Raw genomic sequence first — 14,518 nt, forward strand, 5'->3', positions numbered from 1 at the left:
AGTTTTTTGATCAAAGCCCGTCGATTACCAGTCGTTGCTTGTTCTTGTCTCCCGTTCTATTGCCCTAAATCAATCCGCACACGTATCGCCACTGGTTCAATGCCGCCCTCAGTTTAGGTAACCGGGGAGTTGGCTATGACGACGAGACGCGAGTTCATCGAGGCCGTTCCTGCTGTTGGAGCGGCATTTGCGCTCGGATCGAATTTCGTGCTGGAGGCAACGTCGTCGTGGGCCGAAGAGGCTGCTCCGGTGCCTGGACATTTCCATCCCAAGGGCAAAGCGCCATCGAAATTCACGAAGGCAATTCTGGAGCAGTCGAGGGCGTCGCTGCCATTTGCCGACAAACGCGATTTCGACGAACTGGCGAAGGGCTTTATCGCGCCGATGCCAGATCTCAAGATCATGGCCGACGCCGGGCACACAGCGTGGGACATGGAGCGATTTCAGTTTCTAAACGAGGATCGCGCGTTCGATAGTGTCCATCCGTCGTTGCTGCGCCAGTCCCGATTGAACAACAACTATGGCCTCTATGAGGTTGTGCCGGGCATCTATCAGGTTCGGGGCGTCGACCTGTCCGACATCACATTCGTACGCGGCAAGACCGGTTGGATCGTGTTTGATCCGCTCGTCTCGGCTGAACCCGTTCGCGCGGCATGGCAGCTCTTTCAGAAGCATGTGGGGAATGGATTGCCGGTAACAGCCGTCATCTATTCGCACACGCACGGCGACCATTGGGGCGGTGTCCGCGGGATCGTGGATGAGGCGGATGTGCGCTCGGGCAAGGTCGCGTTGATTGCGCCAATCGACTTCATGGATTTCACGATCTCTGAGAACGTCTATGCCGGGAACGCGATGAACCGGCGACTTTTTTATCAATACGGACTGCTGCTTCCCGCTAGTCCCTACGGCTATGTCGGGCAGGGTCTCGGACAGGGTGTCTCTGCCGGAGCGACTGGGCTCATCGCGCCTAACCGCTATGTTTCGGAGCCAATCGAGGAGTTCGAGGTCGACGGCGTTCGGATGATTTTCCAAAGCACGCCGAATACCGAAGCCCCTCGCGAGATGAACACTTACATCCCGGAGTTGAAGGCGCTTTGGATGGCGGAAAATGTCGTCGCGTCGCTACACAACATCTATACGCTTCGCGGCGCGCAGGTGCGCGATGCGTTGCGCTGGTCGAAATACATCAACGAGTCGCTCTACCTGTTTGGGCTGGAAGCAGAGGTTATGTTCGCCTCGCATCACTGGCCGCGATGGGGCAACGATCGCGTGCAGGAAGTGCTGCGCGATCAGCGCGATCTTTATGCGCACATGAACAACCAAGTGCTGCATTTCGCCAACCAGGGCGTAACGATCAACCAGATCCATAACGTCTACGCGTTGCCGAAAAGCATTCTGCAAAAGTGGCATTGCCGCGGATATCACGGCTCGGCGGAGAATAATGCGCGCGGCGTGATTCAGAGGTATCTGGGTTACTGGGACTGTAACCCGGCGAGTTTGATACCGCTGTCGCCGGAAGAGTCTGCGCCGCTTTATGTCGAGATGATGGGCGGTTCGTCGAGGATCATCGACAAGGGCCGCGAGCTTTACGATGCCGGTCAATATCTTCTCGCGTCGGAAATCGTGAACAAACTGGTGCAGGCCGAGCCGGGTAACGGCGCTGCCAAGGACCTGCTGGCGGATATTTTCGAGCAACTCGGATATCAGCAGGAAAATCCCGGGCTGCGGAACAGTTTCCTCGCGGCTGCTTATGAGTTGCGCTCCGGAATCCCCCAAGGCGAGACTGCCAACACCAGCTCTCCTGACGTCATTCGCGCGATGTCGACTGAGCTGTTCTTGAACTTCCTCGGGATCCGTATGGATAGCCGCAAGGCCGAAGGTCTAAGCTTCACAATGAATTTGATCACGCCTGACAACGGCGAAAGGTTTGTCGTAGAATTGGCAAATGCCACGCTGACCAATATCGAGGGTCACCAAGCGGCGAAGGCCGATCTGACGCTCAAGATCAACAGGGCCGATCTTGAACTGACGATGATGGGCGTGAAGTCGCTTGACGAGCAGATTGCAGAAGGAAAGGCGACGTTCGAAGGCGATATTTCCATTCTCGGCAAGTTAGCTGCAACTATGGTTGACTTCGATCCGCGCTTTGAAATCATGCCCGGCACAAAAGCTCGAACTGCGTCGGTCGCTCACGCCGATCCATACCAGGCGGTACCGGAGAAAATCGTCGCGGAGTAGCTGTTGGCGTCAATATCCGGTCTGACCTGTCCCGCCGAAACAGTTCGCCCGTCGCTCGCGTACTTCACGAGGGAACAGGAGCGACCGTGTGACTATTCAAATCTATGAGGGCAGCCGAGCTGAATTGCTGCCGCTTTTTCGGCTTGCCGACGAGTCCGACAGCCAAATCGAAAGCTACTACCAATTGGGGACAGTCTTTGCGGCGTATGACGGCACGTCGGTTGCCGGTTTGGCGCTTGTCTTCGATGATGTGGGGTATACCGAACTGGTGAGCCTCGCGGTTCGCGCCGAATTTCAACGGCAGGGTTTCGGCACGCGCTTGATCGAAGCCGTGGTTTATCATTGTTGTGCGAATAAGATTGGCCGCCTGATTGTCGGCACGGGCGCGTGGGAAACCGACAACATCAATTTCTATGTTCGTCGCGGTTTCCGGATAATCAACGTCAACCGGGGCTTCTTCAGTCCAGAAAAAGGTTATGCTGACGGCCGGCGCGATCAGGTGCAGCTGGAAATGTCGATTTAGCTGCAACGAGAGAGTGCCGCATCATGCCCGAAGGTGCGCCGATGATCGACGTCACAAACCAGCCGCCGCCGCTCGAAAATTACAATCTGTTGTCGAGCGACACGGTGCTTGGCGAGTCTTTGGCGCGCGAGAACGCAGGCTGGGCGGCCGCGCGTCTCGCGATGCTCGGGCGGCAACTCGGAACGCCGGAGATGATCGCGGCAGGCGCGGACGCCAACCGCCACGTGCCTGAACTCAAGATCTACGACCGCTATGGTCATCGTCTCGATGAGGTCGACTTTCATCAGAGTTGGCACAAGCTCTTGGGGCTGGCGCTGGAGGCCGGGCTGCACACAGCGCCGTGGGCCGAGCCGCGGAAAGGTGCGCATGTCGCGCGGGCGGCGGGTTGTTTCATGCTGGCGCAGATCGAAAGCGGGGTCTACTGCCCGGTGTCGATGACGTATGCGTCAGTCGCGACGCTGAAACACGCGCCCGCCATCGCAGACGAATGGCTGCCGAGAATTTACTCGCGAACATACGATCCGAATTTCCGGCCCGTCGCGCAAAAGACCGGGGCGCTGATCGGCATGGCGATGACGGAGAACCAGGGCGGCTCGGATTTGCGCGCCAACGTCACGCGCGCGGAGTTCTATCGCAGCATCGGGGAACGTCGCTTCTACAAGCTAAGCGGACATAAGTGGTTCATGTCGGCGCCGATGTGCGATGCGTTCCTCGTGCTGGCGCAAACGGCTGCTGGTCCGACGTGCTTTCTCGTGCCGCGCTGGACCCCCGATGGCGTGCGCAACGCGATCCACATTCGTCGGCTGAAAGATAAACTCGGCAATCGTTCGAACGCGTCGAGCGAAGTGGAGTTCGACGGTGCTCACGGCGAGCTTTTGGGAGAGGAAGGGCGGGGCATTCCGACCATCATCGAGATGGGCAATTATACGCGGCTCGACTGCGCTATCGGAACGTCGGGTCTGATGCGGCAGGGACTGGCGCAGGCGATCCACCACGCGCAGCATCGGCGGGCGTTTCAGAAGTTTCTCGTCGATCAGCCGTTGATGGCGAACGTGCTGGCCGATCTTGCGATCGAGTCCGAGGCTGCGACAGTGCTGACGATGCGGCTTGCGCGCGCCTACGACGAAGACGACGAAGCGTCGCTTGCCTATCGGCGCATCGTGACGCCCGCCGCGAAATTCTGGATCTGCAAGCGTGGTCCGGCGTTCGCGGCTGAGGCGATGGAAGTGCTCGGCGGCAATGGTTACGTCGAGGAGTTCAATCTGGCGCGCATCTATCGCGAGATGCCGCTCAATTCGATCTGGGAAGGTTCGGGCAACATCATGTGCCTGGATGTGCTGCGGGCGTTGTCGCGGTCGAAGACGGCGATGGACATGCTGGAGGGTGAACTGCGCGAAGCTGCGAAGACCGATCGCAGGCTGGCGGCGTTCGTTACAAAGCTTCAGGAAAGCGCAGGGCGCCTCGATGAAGCGCAGGCGCGGGTGTTCGTTCGCAGTCTGGTGCTGGCCTTGCAGGCAGCGCTGCTGATCCGGCACGCGCCGAGCGAAATCGCAGAGACGTTCTGCGCGACGCGTCTTGCCGGCGAGGCAGGCGGCGCGTTCGGATTATTACCGGCGGGAACCGACACCAGGGCCATCATCGAACGCGCGGCCCCGGTGTTGAATTAAGGCATCCGGTCAGCCTTTCGGGTCGGGCGTGGATGATGCATCCGCCGACGCCGAAGGATTTGCGGCAGGACCTGCCGTCTCTGCAACCTGCGGCAGTTCCTTGGCGAGGGCTGCCAGGATGGCATCGACCGGAATGCCGAGCGACTTCGCGATCTGCTGAACGTGCTCATCACCGAGCGCGGTCTTGATCTGGTCCGGCGTGATCGGCAGGCTGTCCTTGTTCTTGTCGAACCACGACTGCACCTGATCGCCGAAACCGGCGCTTTGCAATTTGGAAAGGATCGTCTGCAGGCCTTCGTTGCCGAGAACGCCCTTGATGAGATCGGGAAGGGCTGCTTGCTCGGCTTGTCCAACGAGATTGCCGACAACTCCCTTCAGCGCGTCGCTCCAGGTCATGCATTGCCCTTTCTGTTGATAATTTTTGCCGATGGCGACTGCAAATTCTACGTGCATTAGCGGGGGCGAGCGCACGCGTTTCGTGCAGGAAAACCGAACCCACAGTATACCAAAACTGTGCGACATTACCGTAAATGCTGTCTAGGAAAAACGACCTATTAACGAATGGCATAGGAGGGTTTCGGCGGCCGGCGATTCACCATATCGCCACATGATGATCAAAGTTCGTGGCTACCTCGCACTCATGATCGTGAAAACCTCAATCGCCCCCCTGAGATATCGCAGCCTGCGTCTCGGCTGCGTGAGCCTCGCCGCCCTCGTTGTCGCCACCGCCGCCGCCCGTGCCGACGACTGTGCGGACGTGACGACGACGGCGCTCACGACGTTTCAGCCGTGCGAAGGCTACAGTGTGGAGCTTGACCTCAGCACGCAGCCATCGGACTTGCCGCAGCCGAAGAAGCCGGCGCCGAAGTCGGATGGCATTCCTTGGATTGCGACCGACACCAACGACATTCCCGCGACGTTCAGCACGACGGATACCGGCGTTTCGGTGCGGACCAGCCTTGGCACCTTGCGCGACTACAACAAGCGCAGCGCGTCCGTGACGCTGGAGCAGCCCGCATTCGGCGAGACCATCAAACCCGACTTCGCAATGCCGTCGGCGCCCGTCGAACGTAAGACTCCGCTCGACGTTTGGACCAACGTCGATCTCAACGGCTACAACGGGTCGCCCGATCAGTCGACGCGGACGGGGCTGGGCGCCGACTATAATTTCAACAAGGCGGCGAAGGTCGGCGTCTCGATCGAGCGCGGCGATACGCGTAATTACGGCACGCCGGGCGTCGTCGCGGATCAGAAGGCTTCTGCCTACGTGACCTTGCAAGCGACGCCCCTGTTGAGTTTCGACGCGCGCACGCAATGGCAAACCGGGAATGCCGAATTCGCAGAGTCGACGGGCGCTGACGAACGCAGCTCTTTTATCCTAGCGCCGAAGATCAATCACGATTTCAAGCTCGACGATGGCTCGAAGCTTTCGCCCTATCTCAGCTATCAGCGCGAGTTCGATCTCTCGACGTCGCACAAGGACGGCATCGACACCTCGTTCGATGCGACGCAATCGGTCGGCGCGGGTGTGACCTACACGGATTCAAGCGCGTACTCGCTGAGCGTTTCGGCCGGCGTCGATAATTTCGGCGTTGCTGATGAAGCGCAGAGCGTATCGAGCAAGTTGCAGTTGAACGTGCCGCTCAACAAATAGCGGAGCGTATTTGGCTCAATCCCTTGGCGTCGTGCTTGGATGCCGTTTCCACATCCGCATTGCTTCACGATAGATCCTCGGCATAAGGCCGAGGATGGTGGTGGGTCGAGTTCGCTTGGACACGAAATCGTGCTATTACAGCGGCGCCTTGAAGACGAAGAAGGCTCCGAGTGCGATGAATGCAAATCCGACGGCGTGATTGATGGTGAGGGTTTCACCAAGATACGTGACGGAAAAGATCGAGAAAACCGTCAGCGTGATGACCTCCTGCATGGTCTTCAGTTCGGCGGGATTATAGACCGCGCTGCCGTAGCGGTTGGCGGGAACAGCTAAGCAGTATTCGAAGAATGCAATGCCCCAGCTCACAATGATGACAAGCCACAGCGGCTTGTTCGTGAATTTAAGGTGACCGTACCAAGCGAAGGTCATGAAGACGTTCGACATCGTCAGCAGGACGATGGGCAGAAGCGATTGAGGGATCATTGGTTGTCCGTTATGGAGCGCGTTGCAGAATTCACGTTCGAGGCTTTTTGTTCCCTCGAAATTTACCGCCTACGACGGATCACCAAAAAACGGAACCGGAAATAATCCGCACGCGTTCACGCCTCAGTTGCACGTGACGAGGTGGATGGATGTCTCGCAGCATTCAGGAAACGGTTCCGAAGCTCCTTAAAACGCTTTGGGAACTCGAGAAGGACTTACGCAGCGCTGCTCAAAACAGTGTTGTGCTGCGCCGGGACGAAGCCAAACGACATTTGGCGGACGCGCGGCGCAATCTCGATGCGGTTCTCAGCCTCGCGCAAAATGCTCGTGCAGACGAACCGGCGCGAAACGACGAACCGCACCGCGACGTTCCGGACGAGCCGCTTCCCACATCACCGATCAAGCATTGAGGAGAAAAGAATGGCACGCGATCTCATCCTTTGGTTCGCCGGCGTTCCGCTGGTCGTCATCATCGGCCTGCATCTGTTCGGCTTCCTACACTAAGCCCCGAGAGAGCCTGAACCCACAAACCCAGAGCGCACGCTCTGGGTTTTGTTTTGTTCGCCGCTCACGTACCATCAGCTTGTGCTTGAATCGTCGGCAGCGTCGTCTTTCGCCAGCATGACGGCGACGTGCCGGTTCAGAGCATCTGATGCAAGCGTCGGGAGAAGGGCGGCTCCGATCGGTCCTTTCGAGGCGTCGTAGACCGTTCGCATCTCGCCGTTGCCGTTCCATACGATCAGCGCAAATCCAGCGACGTCGTTGCCGACGGCTTCGATGGCCGCTTCGCATTTCGCTAGAAGTTCGGCGCGTGCCAGCTCGGCAACACGCTCGGCGCGCAGCAGTCTTTCAGCATCGAGATCGACGAGATCGGTCATGGTTTGCATCCATCAAGCCTATTCTCCTGTGCTAACGCGCTGACGGGGGAAGCGGTTCTTTTAGGCCCCTTTTTGCCGGAAAAGCAGCCATGCGTTTGAGGGCTTGACTAGAATATTGGGTCAGGCATTCTCCTTGGGCCGCGAAACGGAGGCACCGGGCTCGGCCCGGTAGATTGTGAAGGTGTCGGCCGGACGACATCGTATACAATCGAGGTCGTCATGCATTCCGGTACCATTCCCGGCGGTGTGCACGCGAACGCGTGGACCGCATCTCCTTCTCCCGACTGTCTTTCTTCCGAACAAACCTATTCAGGGACGCACACGTTCCTGAGGTCGCCGCGCGTGAAGCAGGCGAAGGCGGGTGATTTCGCGGTCCTCGGTGTGCCGCTCGATATCGCGACGTCGAACCGGCCCGGCGCACGGTTGGGGCCGGATGCGGTTCGGTGCGCATCGGCGCAACTTGCCGAGCTCAAGGCCTATCCAGGTGGATTCAATCCACTGAGCTATGTGAATGTTGTCGATCTCGGCGACGCTTGGCTCGATTACGGCTTTCCGCAAACAATCCCGGCTGCCATCGAAGATGCGGCGACCAAGGTGGTCGAAACGGGCGCATTCTTGTGCTCGCTGGGTGGCGATCATTTCATCAGCTATCCGCTGCTGAAAGCGCACGCGAAGGTGCACGGCCAGCTGACGCTCATCCATTTCGATGCGCACACCGATACGTGGACGCCGCGAGTCGGCAAAGACGGCAGCGTCGAACTTAATCACGGCACGATGTTCGCCCAGGCGATCGACGACGGGCTGATCGATCCGGTAAAGTCGAGCCAGATCGGCATCCGGACGTGGGTGGACGATCCGAAAGGCATGAACATTTTCGACAACATGGTCGTCGCCGATAAAGGTGTGTCGGCCGTCGCGTCGATGGTGAAGGCGCTTGCCGGCGACAATCCTTGCTACCTCACGGTCGATATCGATTGTCTCGATCCAGCGTTTGCGCCGGGAACCGGCACGCCGGTAACGGGCGGGCTGATGCCGCGGGAGTTGCTCGCCATGTTACGGCAACTCGATGGTTTGAAGATCGTCGGCTGCGATGTCGTCGAGGTGGCTCCGTCTTACGATCAAGGCGGCGTCACGGCGTTGGCGGCCGCAACGGTCGTCTATGAGCAGGCGTGCCGGGTCGCGCGGCAAAACGGGGCCGTCGCGGCCTCATATCCGGTTCCGCGCGTCGGAAACGCTCCCGACTGACATTGGCATCGTTTGCATACGGATGACCCGTTTCGCCGGGAACAGCGGGAGGCTGCTGCCTGCCGCTATGTCTCCTCGTCCCGAGAGCCGTGGTGGCTCTCTTTCAGCGACGAGAAGGAGGTTTCCCATGGCGTCTTGGACCTGTGTGCTGCGGACCGGCACCCGTTCGGCAGGCGTCTCGATCATAGCGCTGGCTACGGCCACACTGCTTGCGAGCAACGCCAATGCCGTCAGTCTTCGTGTGCAGATCGCGTGTGCAACCGACTATTATGCGCATTGCAGCGCCTATAGCCCGAACAGTCCGCAGGTGCGGTCGTGCATGCGGGCCGTCGGTGCCGGGCTTTCGAAGCGATGTGTCGATGCGCTGGTTGCGGCAGGCGAAGTGTCGGCCAAAGAGGTCGCTCATCGGCGCGGCATCTCCGAGACGGCGGCGCGGTAAAATTTTCCGGTATCTCAAAGGCGTTTTGGGCGCGCTCGGCGGCGGACGATGCGCGTGTGCGAACGGGCTGCAATGAAATTTTAACCATGGCGACGAAATGATTAAGCCACTGTTCAATTCGCACTCTGGGAAGTCATGTCGTTGCTTGCCGTCTCGCGTGAACCGGCGTTCGCGTCGCCAGTTGTCCCCCCTTTCCTTGTCTCGCTGCCGCCCATCAGGGTGCAGCCTCGAAAATCAAAACTGCTGAGCGTGCCGCTCGAAGAATTGCGGCCGACGCAAATGGCGGTCGGCATGCGGGCGGTCGCCGCCAAGCGCGAGAAAGTGGAGCGGCGGGCGCGCAACAACCGCAAGCTCCGCCGCTTTCTGGAAGACCGGCCGATCCCGGCCGTCCGTGGGCCGAATGACGAACTGTTCATTATCGATCATCATCATCTGAGCCTGGCGCTGCTCAAAAGCGACGTCGAAGAGGCGTTCGTGACGGTGGTCGGCGATCTCTCGCATCTGCCGCGCAAGAGATTTTTGCAGAAGATGGCCGGGCTAGGATTGCTGCACGCTTACGACGGGCATGGCCGCGCGGTCGCTCCGACGAAACTGCCCGAGCGGCTCGACGACATGCGGTGCGATCCGTACCGGGATCTCGCGTGGTCGGTGAGAGGGGCGGGCGGCTTTGCCAAGACGGGCAAGCCCTATGCCGAATTCCGATGGGCGGATTTCTTCCGCACGCGCATCCCGCGTTCGACGGTCCGGCGCGATTTTGACTATGCACACGACCGGGCCATGTGGCTTGCCCGGTCGCGAGAGGCGGCAAGAATGCCGGGTTACATCGGCCGCTGAAGCGGCCGGCGCTGCAGATCAGTGGCGCGGTGCGTTGAAGCTGAACTCGAACTCGTCGTTCATGTTCTGCATGTTCTGAGCCGCTTGGCGCCAGTCGGCTCCGGCTGCCATGCCCGGCGGCGGTTCGATCTCTCCCTGGACCTGATGATGATGGTCCTGCTGATCGATGGCCTGAACAGGCTGAGCGGTTCCGCGCACCGGCAGCGCGCAAAGACGGGAAGCAAGTTCCTGGAGTTCGCCGAGGATCGCTTCGCGGCGAAGCTCATGCTGCAGTGAGACGTTGCGGACGTCGCGCAGCAACTGCTCGTCGACGCGGCGTAGCGCATCGGACAGCGTGCGGACGAAGTCCTGCTCGGTGCGGGCATTCTCGGCGAGGCGGCTCAACATTTCTTCGACGTTTTTGGATAGGTCCGTCATCGGTTTCTCCTCGCAGGGTTGTTGAGCCTTAGTAGACCAAACCGATTGATTCGCATGGCTAAAAAATGTTGCAGATATACTCAACGAATGATCTATGCACAGCTTGAGTCGTCGGCATGCAGACTTTCGTCGTGGTTCGTTTGGGTATCGGCGGGCAAATTAAAAGCGCCCCGCACAATATGCGGAGCGCTATTTTTTCCGGGAAGATCAAGCCGCCGCAGATTTCGCGTTAACACCGCCGCGTAAGGACGATGCGTCCGGCTCCAAGTGGTGACGTCATCACCGACAAGATAAGAGCGAGGCGCGACTGGCGATCGATTACGACCGCGTCAGCGTCAAGCCTGCAACACCCGCTGAGAGATTGAGACCCGTCTGTCCTTCGACGCTGACCGGCTGGAGTACGACGGACTGATTCGAGCCGCCGACGAGAGCGTTGGCACTCGCACCGATGCCGACGGATGCGCCCGCGGTGACGCCGCCGTAGCTTCCTTCAAGAGCGTCGCCCGGCATGGCGTTCGTGCCGCCAAGAACTGTCCAGACGAGCGTGCTGGCGCCGGTGAAGCCGATGTCGACGCCGACCTGGGTGATCGTCGCGTGATAGGGGAACACGCGTCCGCTGACCGCCGTCGTGAATTCGCAGTTCATGCTCTCTTTTGAACCGAAGATGAGGCCCACGCCGCCATGGCCGTGGCAGGTCAACGTGCCGAGCGCGACCTTCGGGTCGGCTGATGCGGGCAAAACCGTTGCGAGCGCTGCTGCGAGGAGCGCGGCGCTGCCTGCCAACAGGCGCAAACGGATGGGCGAAAGGGTCATTGTCGTCTCTCCTGACATCGCTCGATCGTTCGCAGCCACTATTGGCCACGGACGACGCAGATAAGAAAACTCAAAACGGTCGGATATTTCGAGCCCCGTACTGACACTGTGAGGTAGCTTCCTAAAGGCACCCTACAGTGGCTGCAACTGATGTGGTGCAGACGTACCTCGGATGGAAGCGGACGCCAATTGATGCTTATCAATTAGACGGATGACGTCTCGGATAATTGACTTTTTATGCGCCGTTCAATCTTGAGCGAGTCGGGCGCCTACTGCGGTTCCAGCATCTCTTTCAATTCCTTGGTGCGCCGCAGCGTCTTGTCGGTCATGCAGCCGAGAATCGCGGAGGTCGCACCGGTGCCGTTCGTCCAGACCTGCGCCATGACATCCTTGCAGTCGGCATCGCGGTAGGCGACCCAGGCGCGCTGTGCGCCCCGCAGCGCCTCTTCGAAACTTTTGGCGTCGTAGGGCTTCTCAAGGTTGCGGGCGCGGGTGACCTTCAACGCCGAAGCGTAAGCAGCGTTCAGGGCCTTGTCGGCGGCTTGATATTCTTTGTCGGCGCAGAAATTGATTTCGACGGTCGATTCCGCTTTGGCGCAATCGATCGGTTCGTCGGCTGTGGCGGGTGCGGCGAACGCGAGCGATGAAACTCCGACGATCATGCAAAGCGTTCTGGCGTCGAGATGTGGCATGGGGCGAACTCCGGGCGGCTGCGGTTTCAAGCCGATGTGTTAGACGGAGCGGCGCCCTATCGGAAGGCTGTCGGAGCGAAGATTTCGGCAGCATGGCGAATGAAACGTTTTCTCTGCAATTGCCGTCTTTTATCGTAACTCCCATAGTCTTTGGCGATGAATGGACCAATGCGCGCCGCTGCCTACAGCTATCGTGATGATCCGGCCGTGCCGGCGTTCGACGACCAGCACCCGATCGTGATTTTCGATGGGCTCTGCGTGCTATGTTCGGGCGGCGTGCAGTGGATGCTCGATAGGGATCCCAAGGGTGCGACCCGCTTTGCCGTAATCCAGGATCCGGTACCGCAAGCGCTCTACCGCCATTACGGCCTCGACGCGGCGGCCTTTGATACATTCATGGTTCTCGCGGATGGCTTGCCGTATACGCGTTGGGCTGGTGTTCTGGCGGCGGCGCGGGCGATGCCGCAGCCTTGGCGGTTCCTCGGTTTTGCCGGACGCATTGTTCCCAACACCATTGGTGACCGGATCTATGATTGGGTCCAGCGCAATAGACTGTCGTGGTTCGGTACGCGGCAGGCGTGTCGCCGTCCGACTGCGAGCGAGGCGTCTCGCTTCTTGTCGGACCGTGACAATCTTTCAACGCTCGAGCAGTGGAGGCATTGATGAGCTGGCTGACGGATAACGATCCTGTTCCGGGCGATCGGCAATCTTGCGACGCGGTGGAGCAAGTGATCGTGCCGCGAGCACGCGATCTCGGCGGCTTCTCCGTGCGCCGCGCGCTGCCTTCGGCGCAGCGGCAGATGGTCGGGCCGTTCATCTTCTTCGATCAAATGGGACCGGCGCAGTTCATCGCAGGGAAAGGGATCGACGTCCGGCCGCATCCGCACATCGGACTTGCGACCGTGACGTATCTGTTCGACGGCGAGATCACGCATCGCGACAGTCTCGGTTCGGCGCTGTCCATTCGGCCCGGCGAGGTCAATCTGATGACGGCCGGGCGCGGGATCGTTCATTCCGAACGCACGGGACCTGAGGCGCGCTCCGTCGGTCAGGATCTGTTCGGCATCCAGTCCTGGATGGCGTTGCCGAAATCGCACGAGGAGACGGCGCCGAGCTTCGTGCATCTCGACGTCGGTGAACTTCCTCGGCTGGAAGGCGAGGGCAAGCGCGTGCGCATCATCTTGGGAAGTCTCTTCGGCGAGACATCGCCTGCCGAGTTTCCGCATGCCTCGTTCTATGCGGAAGCCGTGCTTGCGCCTGGAGCGGTTCTGCCGCTCGATCCCGATTACGATGAGCGCGCAGTTTATATCGCGTCGGGCCGTATTGATATTGCCGGGCAGTCGTTCGACGCCGGTCAGCTTCTCGTCTTCAAGCCGGGCGACCGGATTTCCATTCTGGCGGAGTCGAATGCACGGCTGATGCTGCTTGGCGGCGAGCCGATGGACGGGCCGCGGCACATCTGGTGGAATTTCGTGTCGTCGTCGCAGGATCGCATCGAGGCGGCGAAAGATGAATGGCGGCGAGGCCGTTTCGACATCGTTCCGGGCGACGAGAACGAATTCATCCCGCTGCCCGATGATAGGTAACCCGCTATTCGCGCTCATAATCTGCGTGCAGCCTGACATTCACCGAGTGACGGCGCCAAATATCCGCGTCTTTAGCTCCGGTTCACGTTGAGGTCGCAAATCCGGCTGGCGGAACGCGCATATCTATCGGCGAGTTGGTGCTCCGTGGTGGGTGCGGATCACTCCGCTGATCCTTTCACAAAGCCGCATTTGGGTGGGCGGTGTGAAGGGGCAAGCGAACTCGTGAAGCAACAAACTCGGAGACCAAAAATGCGAAACTTGTTCCTGGCAGTCGCCCTGGCGTTGGGCCTTGGCTTCGCTGCGACAGGTGCTCAGGCCGCGGCCGTCGGCGGCAATGTCGCTGCGATCGATGCGGTCGCAAAGAGTGGCAATACCGCGGTCGAGAAGACCTATTACCGTCGCGGATATTACGGCCGCCATCGCTATTGGCGTCGCGGCTATTATGGCTATCGGCCGTACTGGCGCCGCCGCTACTACGCGCGCCCCTACTACTACGGATACCGTCCGTACCGCCGTCACTGGCGCCACGGTTACTACAATCGCTGGTAATCGAACTTAAGTCGTGAGCTCTCTCAGGGGGACGGGCCTAGCCTCGTCCCCTGTAGGGCGCGACGCCTTGATCGGGCAGCCAGACGTCCGCCGGCGCCGCGCCTGTTTGCCAGAAGACATCAATCGGAATGCCGCCGCGCGGATACCAGTAGCCGCCGATGCGCAGATATTTCGGCTTGATGAGCGCGGCGATGCGTTTGCCGATGGCGACGGTGCAATCCTCGTGGAATGCCCCGTGATTGCGGAACGAAGCGAGATAAAGCTTCAGCGATTTGCTTTCCAGCAGCCACTTTCCCGGCACGTAATCGATAACGAGATGCGCGAAGTCGGGCTGGCCTGTCACCGGACAAAGTGAAGTGAATTCCGGCGCCGCGAAGCGAGCGACGTAATCCGTATCGGTGTGCGGATTGGGGACGCGCTCAAGTTCAGCCTTCTCCGGGCTTTCAGGAATGCCGACCTGTTTGCCGAGCTGTGTGACGTCCGGCTTTGATGCCGCCATG

At 59.8% G+C, this 14,518-nt stretch carries 18 protein-coding genes; 11 read left to right on the forward strand and 7 right to left on the reverse strand.

All coding sequences use genetic code 11. The annotated features are described in order from the left end of the window. Positions 1-135 precede the first annotated feature (135 nt). From ACLB1Z_RS10650 to ACLB1Z_RS10660, 3 genes are all read left to right on the forward strand, one after another. Positions 136-2,238, forward strand: a complete 2,103-nt coding sequence (locus ACLB1Z_RS10650; protein ID WP_409559840.1) for an alkyl/aryl-sulfatase — start codon at positions 136-138, stop codon at positions 2,236-2,238. Positions 2,239-2,326: 88 nt separating this feature from the next. Continuing rightward, the gene (locus tag ACLB1Z_RS10655; protein WP_409559841.1) at positions 2,327-2,761 is read left to right on the forward strand and encodes a GNAT family N-acetyltransferase; all 435 of its coding nucleotides are present in this window, start codon (positions 2,327-2,329) and stop codon (positions 2,759-2,761) included. 23 nt (positions 2,762-2,784) lie between these two features. Next, a complete protein-coding gene (locus ACLB1Z_RS10660; protein ID WP_409559842.1) occupies positions 2,785-4,428 on the forward strand; it encodes an isovaleryl-CoA dehydrogenase in 1,644 nt (547 codons plus the stop codon). A gap of 9 nt (positions 4,429-4,437) precedes the next feature. On the opposite strand, the gene ACLB1Z_RS10665 is transcribed toward ACLB1Z_RS10660, so the two are convergent. Continuing rightward, a complete protein-coding gene (locus tag ACLB1Z_RS10665; RefSeq protein ID WP_024275836.1) occupies positions 4,438-4,824 on the reverse strand; it encodes a YidB family protein in 387 nt (128 codons plus the stop codon). Between the two features lie 211 nt (positions 4,825-5,035). Between ACLB1Z_RS10665 and ACLB1Z_RS10670 the strand changes: the two genes are divergently transcribed. After that, positions 5,036-6,082: a hypothetical protein gene (locus tag ACLB1Z_RS10670; RefSeq protein WP_409559843.1), complete on the forward strand. Its 1,047-nt coding sequence runs from the start codon at positions 5,036-5,038 to the stop codon at positions 6,080-6,082. A 135-nt stretch (positions 6,083-6,217) separates the two neighbouring features. Here ACLB1Z_RS10670 and ACLB1Z_RS10675 read toward each other — a convergent pair whose 3' ends face one another. Next, a complete protein-coding gene (locus ACLB1Z_RS10675; protein WP_013947571.1) occupies positions 6,218-6,565 on the reverse strand; it encodes a DMT family protein in 348 nt (115 codons plus the stop codon). Between the two features lie 297 nt (positions 6,566-6,862). Here ACLB1Z_RS10675 and ACLB1Z_RS10680 point away from each other — a divergent pair, with 297 nt between their 5' ends. Then, the gene (locus ACLB1Z_RS10680) at positions 6,863-7,069 is read left to right on the forward strand and encodes a hypothetical protein (RefSeq protein ID WP_409559844.1); all 207 of its coding nucleotides are present in this window, start codon (positions 6,863-6,865) and stop codon (positions 7,067-7,069) included. A 74-nt stretch (positions 7,070-7,143) separates the two neighbouring features. Here the strand turns inward: ACLB1Z_RS10680 and ACLB1Z_RS10685 are convergent, their stop codons facing one another. Next, positions 7,144-7,443: a hypothetical protein gene (locus ACLB1Z_RS10685; protein WP_409559845.1), complete on the reverse strand. Its 300-nt coding sequence runs from the start codon at positions 7,441-7,443 to the stop codon at positions 7,144-7,146. A 219-nt stretch (positions 7,444-7,662) separates the two neighbouring features. Here ACLB1Z_RS10685 and speB point away from each other — a divergent pair, with 219 nt between their 5' ends. From speB to ACLB1Z_RS10700, 3 genes are all read left to right on the forward strand, one after another. Beyond that, positions 7,663-8,688 (forward strand): agmatinase, encoded by a 1,026-nt coding sequence (gene speB / locus ACLB1Z_RS10690; protein ID WP_409559846.1) that lies wholly within the window; start codon positions 7,663-7,665, stop codon positions 8,686-8,688. A 127-nt stretch (positions 8,689-8,815) separates the two neighbouring features. Continuing rightward, positions 8,816-9,127, forward strand: a complete 312-nt coding sequence (locus ACLB1Z_RS10695; RefSeq protein WP_013947576.1) for a hypothetical protein — start codon at positions 8,816-8,818, stop codon at positions 9,125-9,127. A gap of 135 nt (positions 9,128-9,262) precedes the next feature. Next, complete coding sequence (locus tag ACLB1Z_RS10700; protein ID WP_409559847.1) at positions 9,263-9,961, forward strand: ParB-like protein; 699 nt, start codon at positions 9,263-9,265, stop codon at positions 9,959-9,961. Between the two features lie 18 nt (positions 9,962-9,979). Here the strand turns inward: ACLB1Z_RS10700 and ACLB1Z_RS10705 are convergent, their stop codons facing one another. From ACLB1Z_RS10705 to ACLB1Z_RS10715, 3 genes are all read right to left on the reverse strand, one after another. Then, positions 9,980-10,378: a hypothetical protein gene (locus ACLB1Z_RS10705; RefSeq protein ID WP_409559848.1), complete on the reverse strand. Its 399-nt coding sequence runs from the start codon at positions 10,376-10,378 to the stop codon at positions 9,980-9,982. 318 nt (positions 10,379-10,696) lie between these two features. After that, positions 10,697-11,191 carry a DUF992 domain-containing protein gene (locus tag ACLB1Z_RS10710; protein ID WP_409559849.1) on the reverse strand — a complete coding sequence of 165 codons (495 nt, stop codon included), beginning with the start codon at positions 11,189-11,191 and terminating at the stop codon, positions 10,697-10,699. Between the two features lie 269 nt (positions 11,192-11,460). Further along, entirely contained in the window at positions 11,461-11,883 is a 423-nt protein-coding gene (locus ACLB1Z_RS10715; RefSeq protein WP_409559850.1) for a lysozyme inhibitor LprI family protein, read from the reverse strand. 168 nt (positions 11,884-12,051) lie between these two features. Here ACLB1Z_RS10715 and ACLB1Z_RS10720 point away from each other — a divergent pair, with 168 nt between their 5' ends. The 3 genes from ACLB1Z_RS10720 (at position 12,052) to ACLB1Z_RS10730 (ending at position 14,018) form a co-directional block, all read left to right on the forward strand. After that, on the forward strand, positions 12,052-12,546 hold the full coding sequence (locus tag ACLB1Z_RS10720; protein WP_409559851.1) for a thiol-disulfide oxidoreductase DCC family protein: 495 nt from the start codon (positions 12,052-12,054) through the stop codon (positions 12,544-12,546). Further along, complete coding sequence (locus ACLB1Z_RS10725) at positions 12,546-13,469, forward strand: pirin family protein (RefSeq protein WP_409559852.1); 924 nt, start codon at positions 12,546-12,548, stop codon at positions 13,467-13,469. Before ACLB1Z_RS10720 ends, ACLB1Z_RS10725 begins: the two co-directional genes overlap by 1 nt. Positions 13,470-13,718: 249 nt before the next feature. Continuing rightward, positions 13,719-14,018 carry a hypothetical protein gene (locus ACLB1Z_RS10730; protein ID WP_409559853.1) on the forward strand — a complete coding sequence of 100 codons (300 nt, stop codon included), beginning with the start codon at positions 13,719-13,721 and terminating at the stop codon, positions 14,016-14,018. 37 nt (positions 14,019-14,055) lie between these two features. Here the strand turns inward: ACLB1Z_RS10730 and queF are convergent, their stop codons facing one another. Next, a complete protein-coding gene (gene queF / locus ACLB1Z_RS10735) occupies positions 14,056-14,517 on the reverse strand; it encodes a preQ(1) synthase (protein ID WP_409559854.1) in 462 nt (153 codons plus the stop codon). Position 14,518 lies beyond the last annotated feature (1 nt).

This window comes from Hyphomicrobium sp. MC8b, assembly GCF_905067615.1.
Taxonomy (GTDB): domain Bacteria; phylum Pseudomonadota; class Alphaproteobacteria; order Rhizobiales; family Hyphomicrobiaceae; genus Hyphomicrobium_B.

Coding starts and splice junctions, on each gene's coding strand:
- ACLB1Z_RS10650 (WP_409559840.1), top strand. CDS start 136: ATGACGACGAGACGCGAGTTCATCGAGGCCGTTCCTGCTGTTGGAGCG.
- ACLB1Z_RS10660 (WP_409559842.1), top strand. CDS start 2,785: ATGCCCGAAGGTGCGCCGATGATCGACGTCACAAACCAGCCGCCGCCG.
- ACLB1Z_RS10665 (WP_024275836.1), bottom strand. CDS start 4,824: ATGACCTGGAGCGACGCGCTGAAGGGAGTTGTCGGCAATCTCGTTGGA.
- ACLB1Z_RS10670 (WP_409559843.1), top strand. CDS start 5,036: ATGATGATCAAAGTTCGTGGCTACCTCGCACTCATGATCGTGAAAACC.
- ACLB1Z_RS10675 (WP_013947571.1), bottom strand. CDS start 6,565: ATGATCCCTCAATCGCTTCTGCCCATCGTCCTGCTGACGATGTCGAAC.
- ACLB1Z_RS10680 (WP_409559844.1), top strand. CDS start 6,863: ATGCGGTTCTCAGCCTCGCGCAAAATGCTCGTGCAGACGAACCGGCGC.
- ACLB1Z_RS10685 (WP_409559845.1), bottom strand. CDS start 7,443: ATGACCGATCTCGTCGATCTCGATGCTGAAAGACTGCTGCGCGCCGAG.
- speB (WP_409559846.1), top strand. CDS start 7,663: ATGCATTCCGGTACCATTCCCGGCGGTGTGCACGCGAACGCGTGGACC.
- ACLB1Z_RS10695 (WP_013947576.1), top strand. CDS start 8,816: ATGGCGTCTTGGACCTGTGTGCTGCGGACCGGCACCCGTTCGGCAGGC.
- ACLB1Z_RS10700 (WP_409559847.1), top strand. CDS start 9,263: ATGTCGTTGCTTGCCGTCTCGCGTGAACCGGCGTTCGCGTCGCCAGTT.
- ACLB1Z_RS10705 (WP_409559848.1), bottom strand. CDS start 10,378: ATGACGGACCTATCCAAAAACGTCGAAGAAATGTTGAGCCGCCTCGCC.
- ACLB1Z_RS10710 (WP_409559849.1), bottom strand. CDS start 11,191: ATGACCCTTTCGCCCATCCGTTTGCGCCTGTTGGCAGGCAGCGCCGCG.
- ACLB1Z_RS10715 (WP_409559850.1), bottom strand. CDS start 11,883: ATGCCACATCTCGACGCCAGAACGCTTTGCATGATCGTCGGAGTTTCA.
- ACLB1Z_RS10720 (WP_409559851.1), top strand. CDS start 12,052: ATGCGCGCCGCTGCCTACAGCTATCGTGATGATCCGGCCGTGCCGGCG.
- ACLB1Z_RS10725 (WP_409559852.1), top strand. CDS start 12,546: ATGAGCTGGCTGACGGATAACGATCCTGTTCCGGGCGATCGGCAATCT.
- ACLB1Z_RS10730 (WP_409559853.1), top strand. CDS start 13,719: ATGCGAAACTTGTTCCTGGCAGTCGCCCTGGCGTTGGGCCTTGGCTTC.
- queF (WP_409559854.1), bottom strand. CDS start 14,517: ATGGCGGCATCAAAGCCGGACGTCACACAGCTCGGCAAACAGGTCGGC.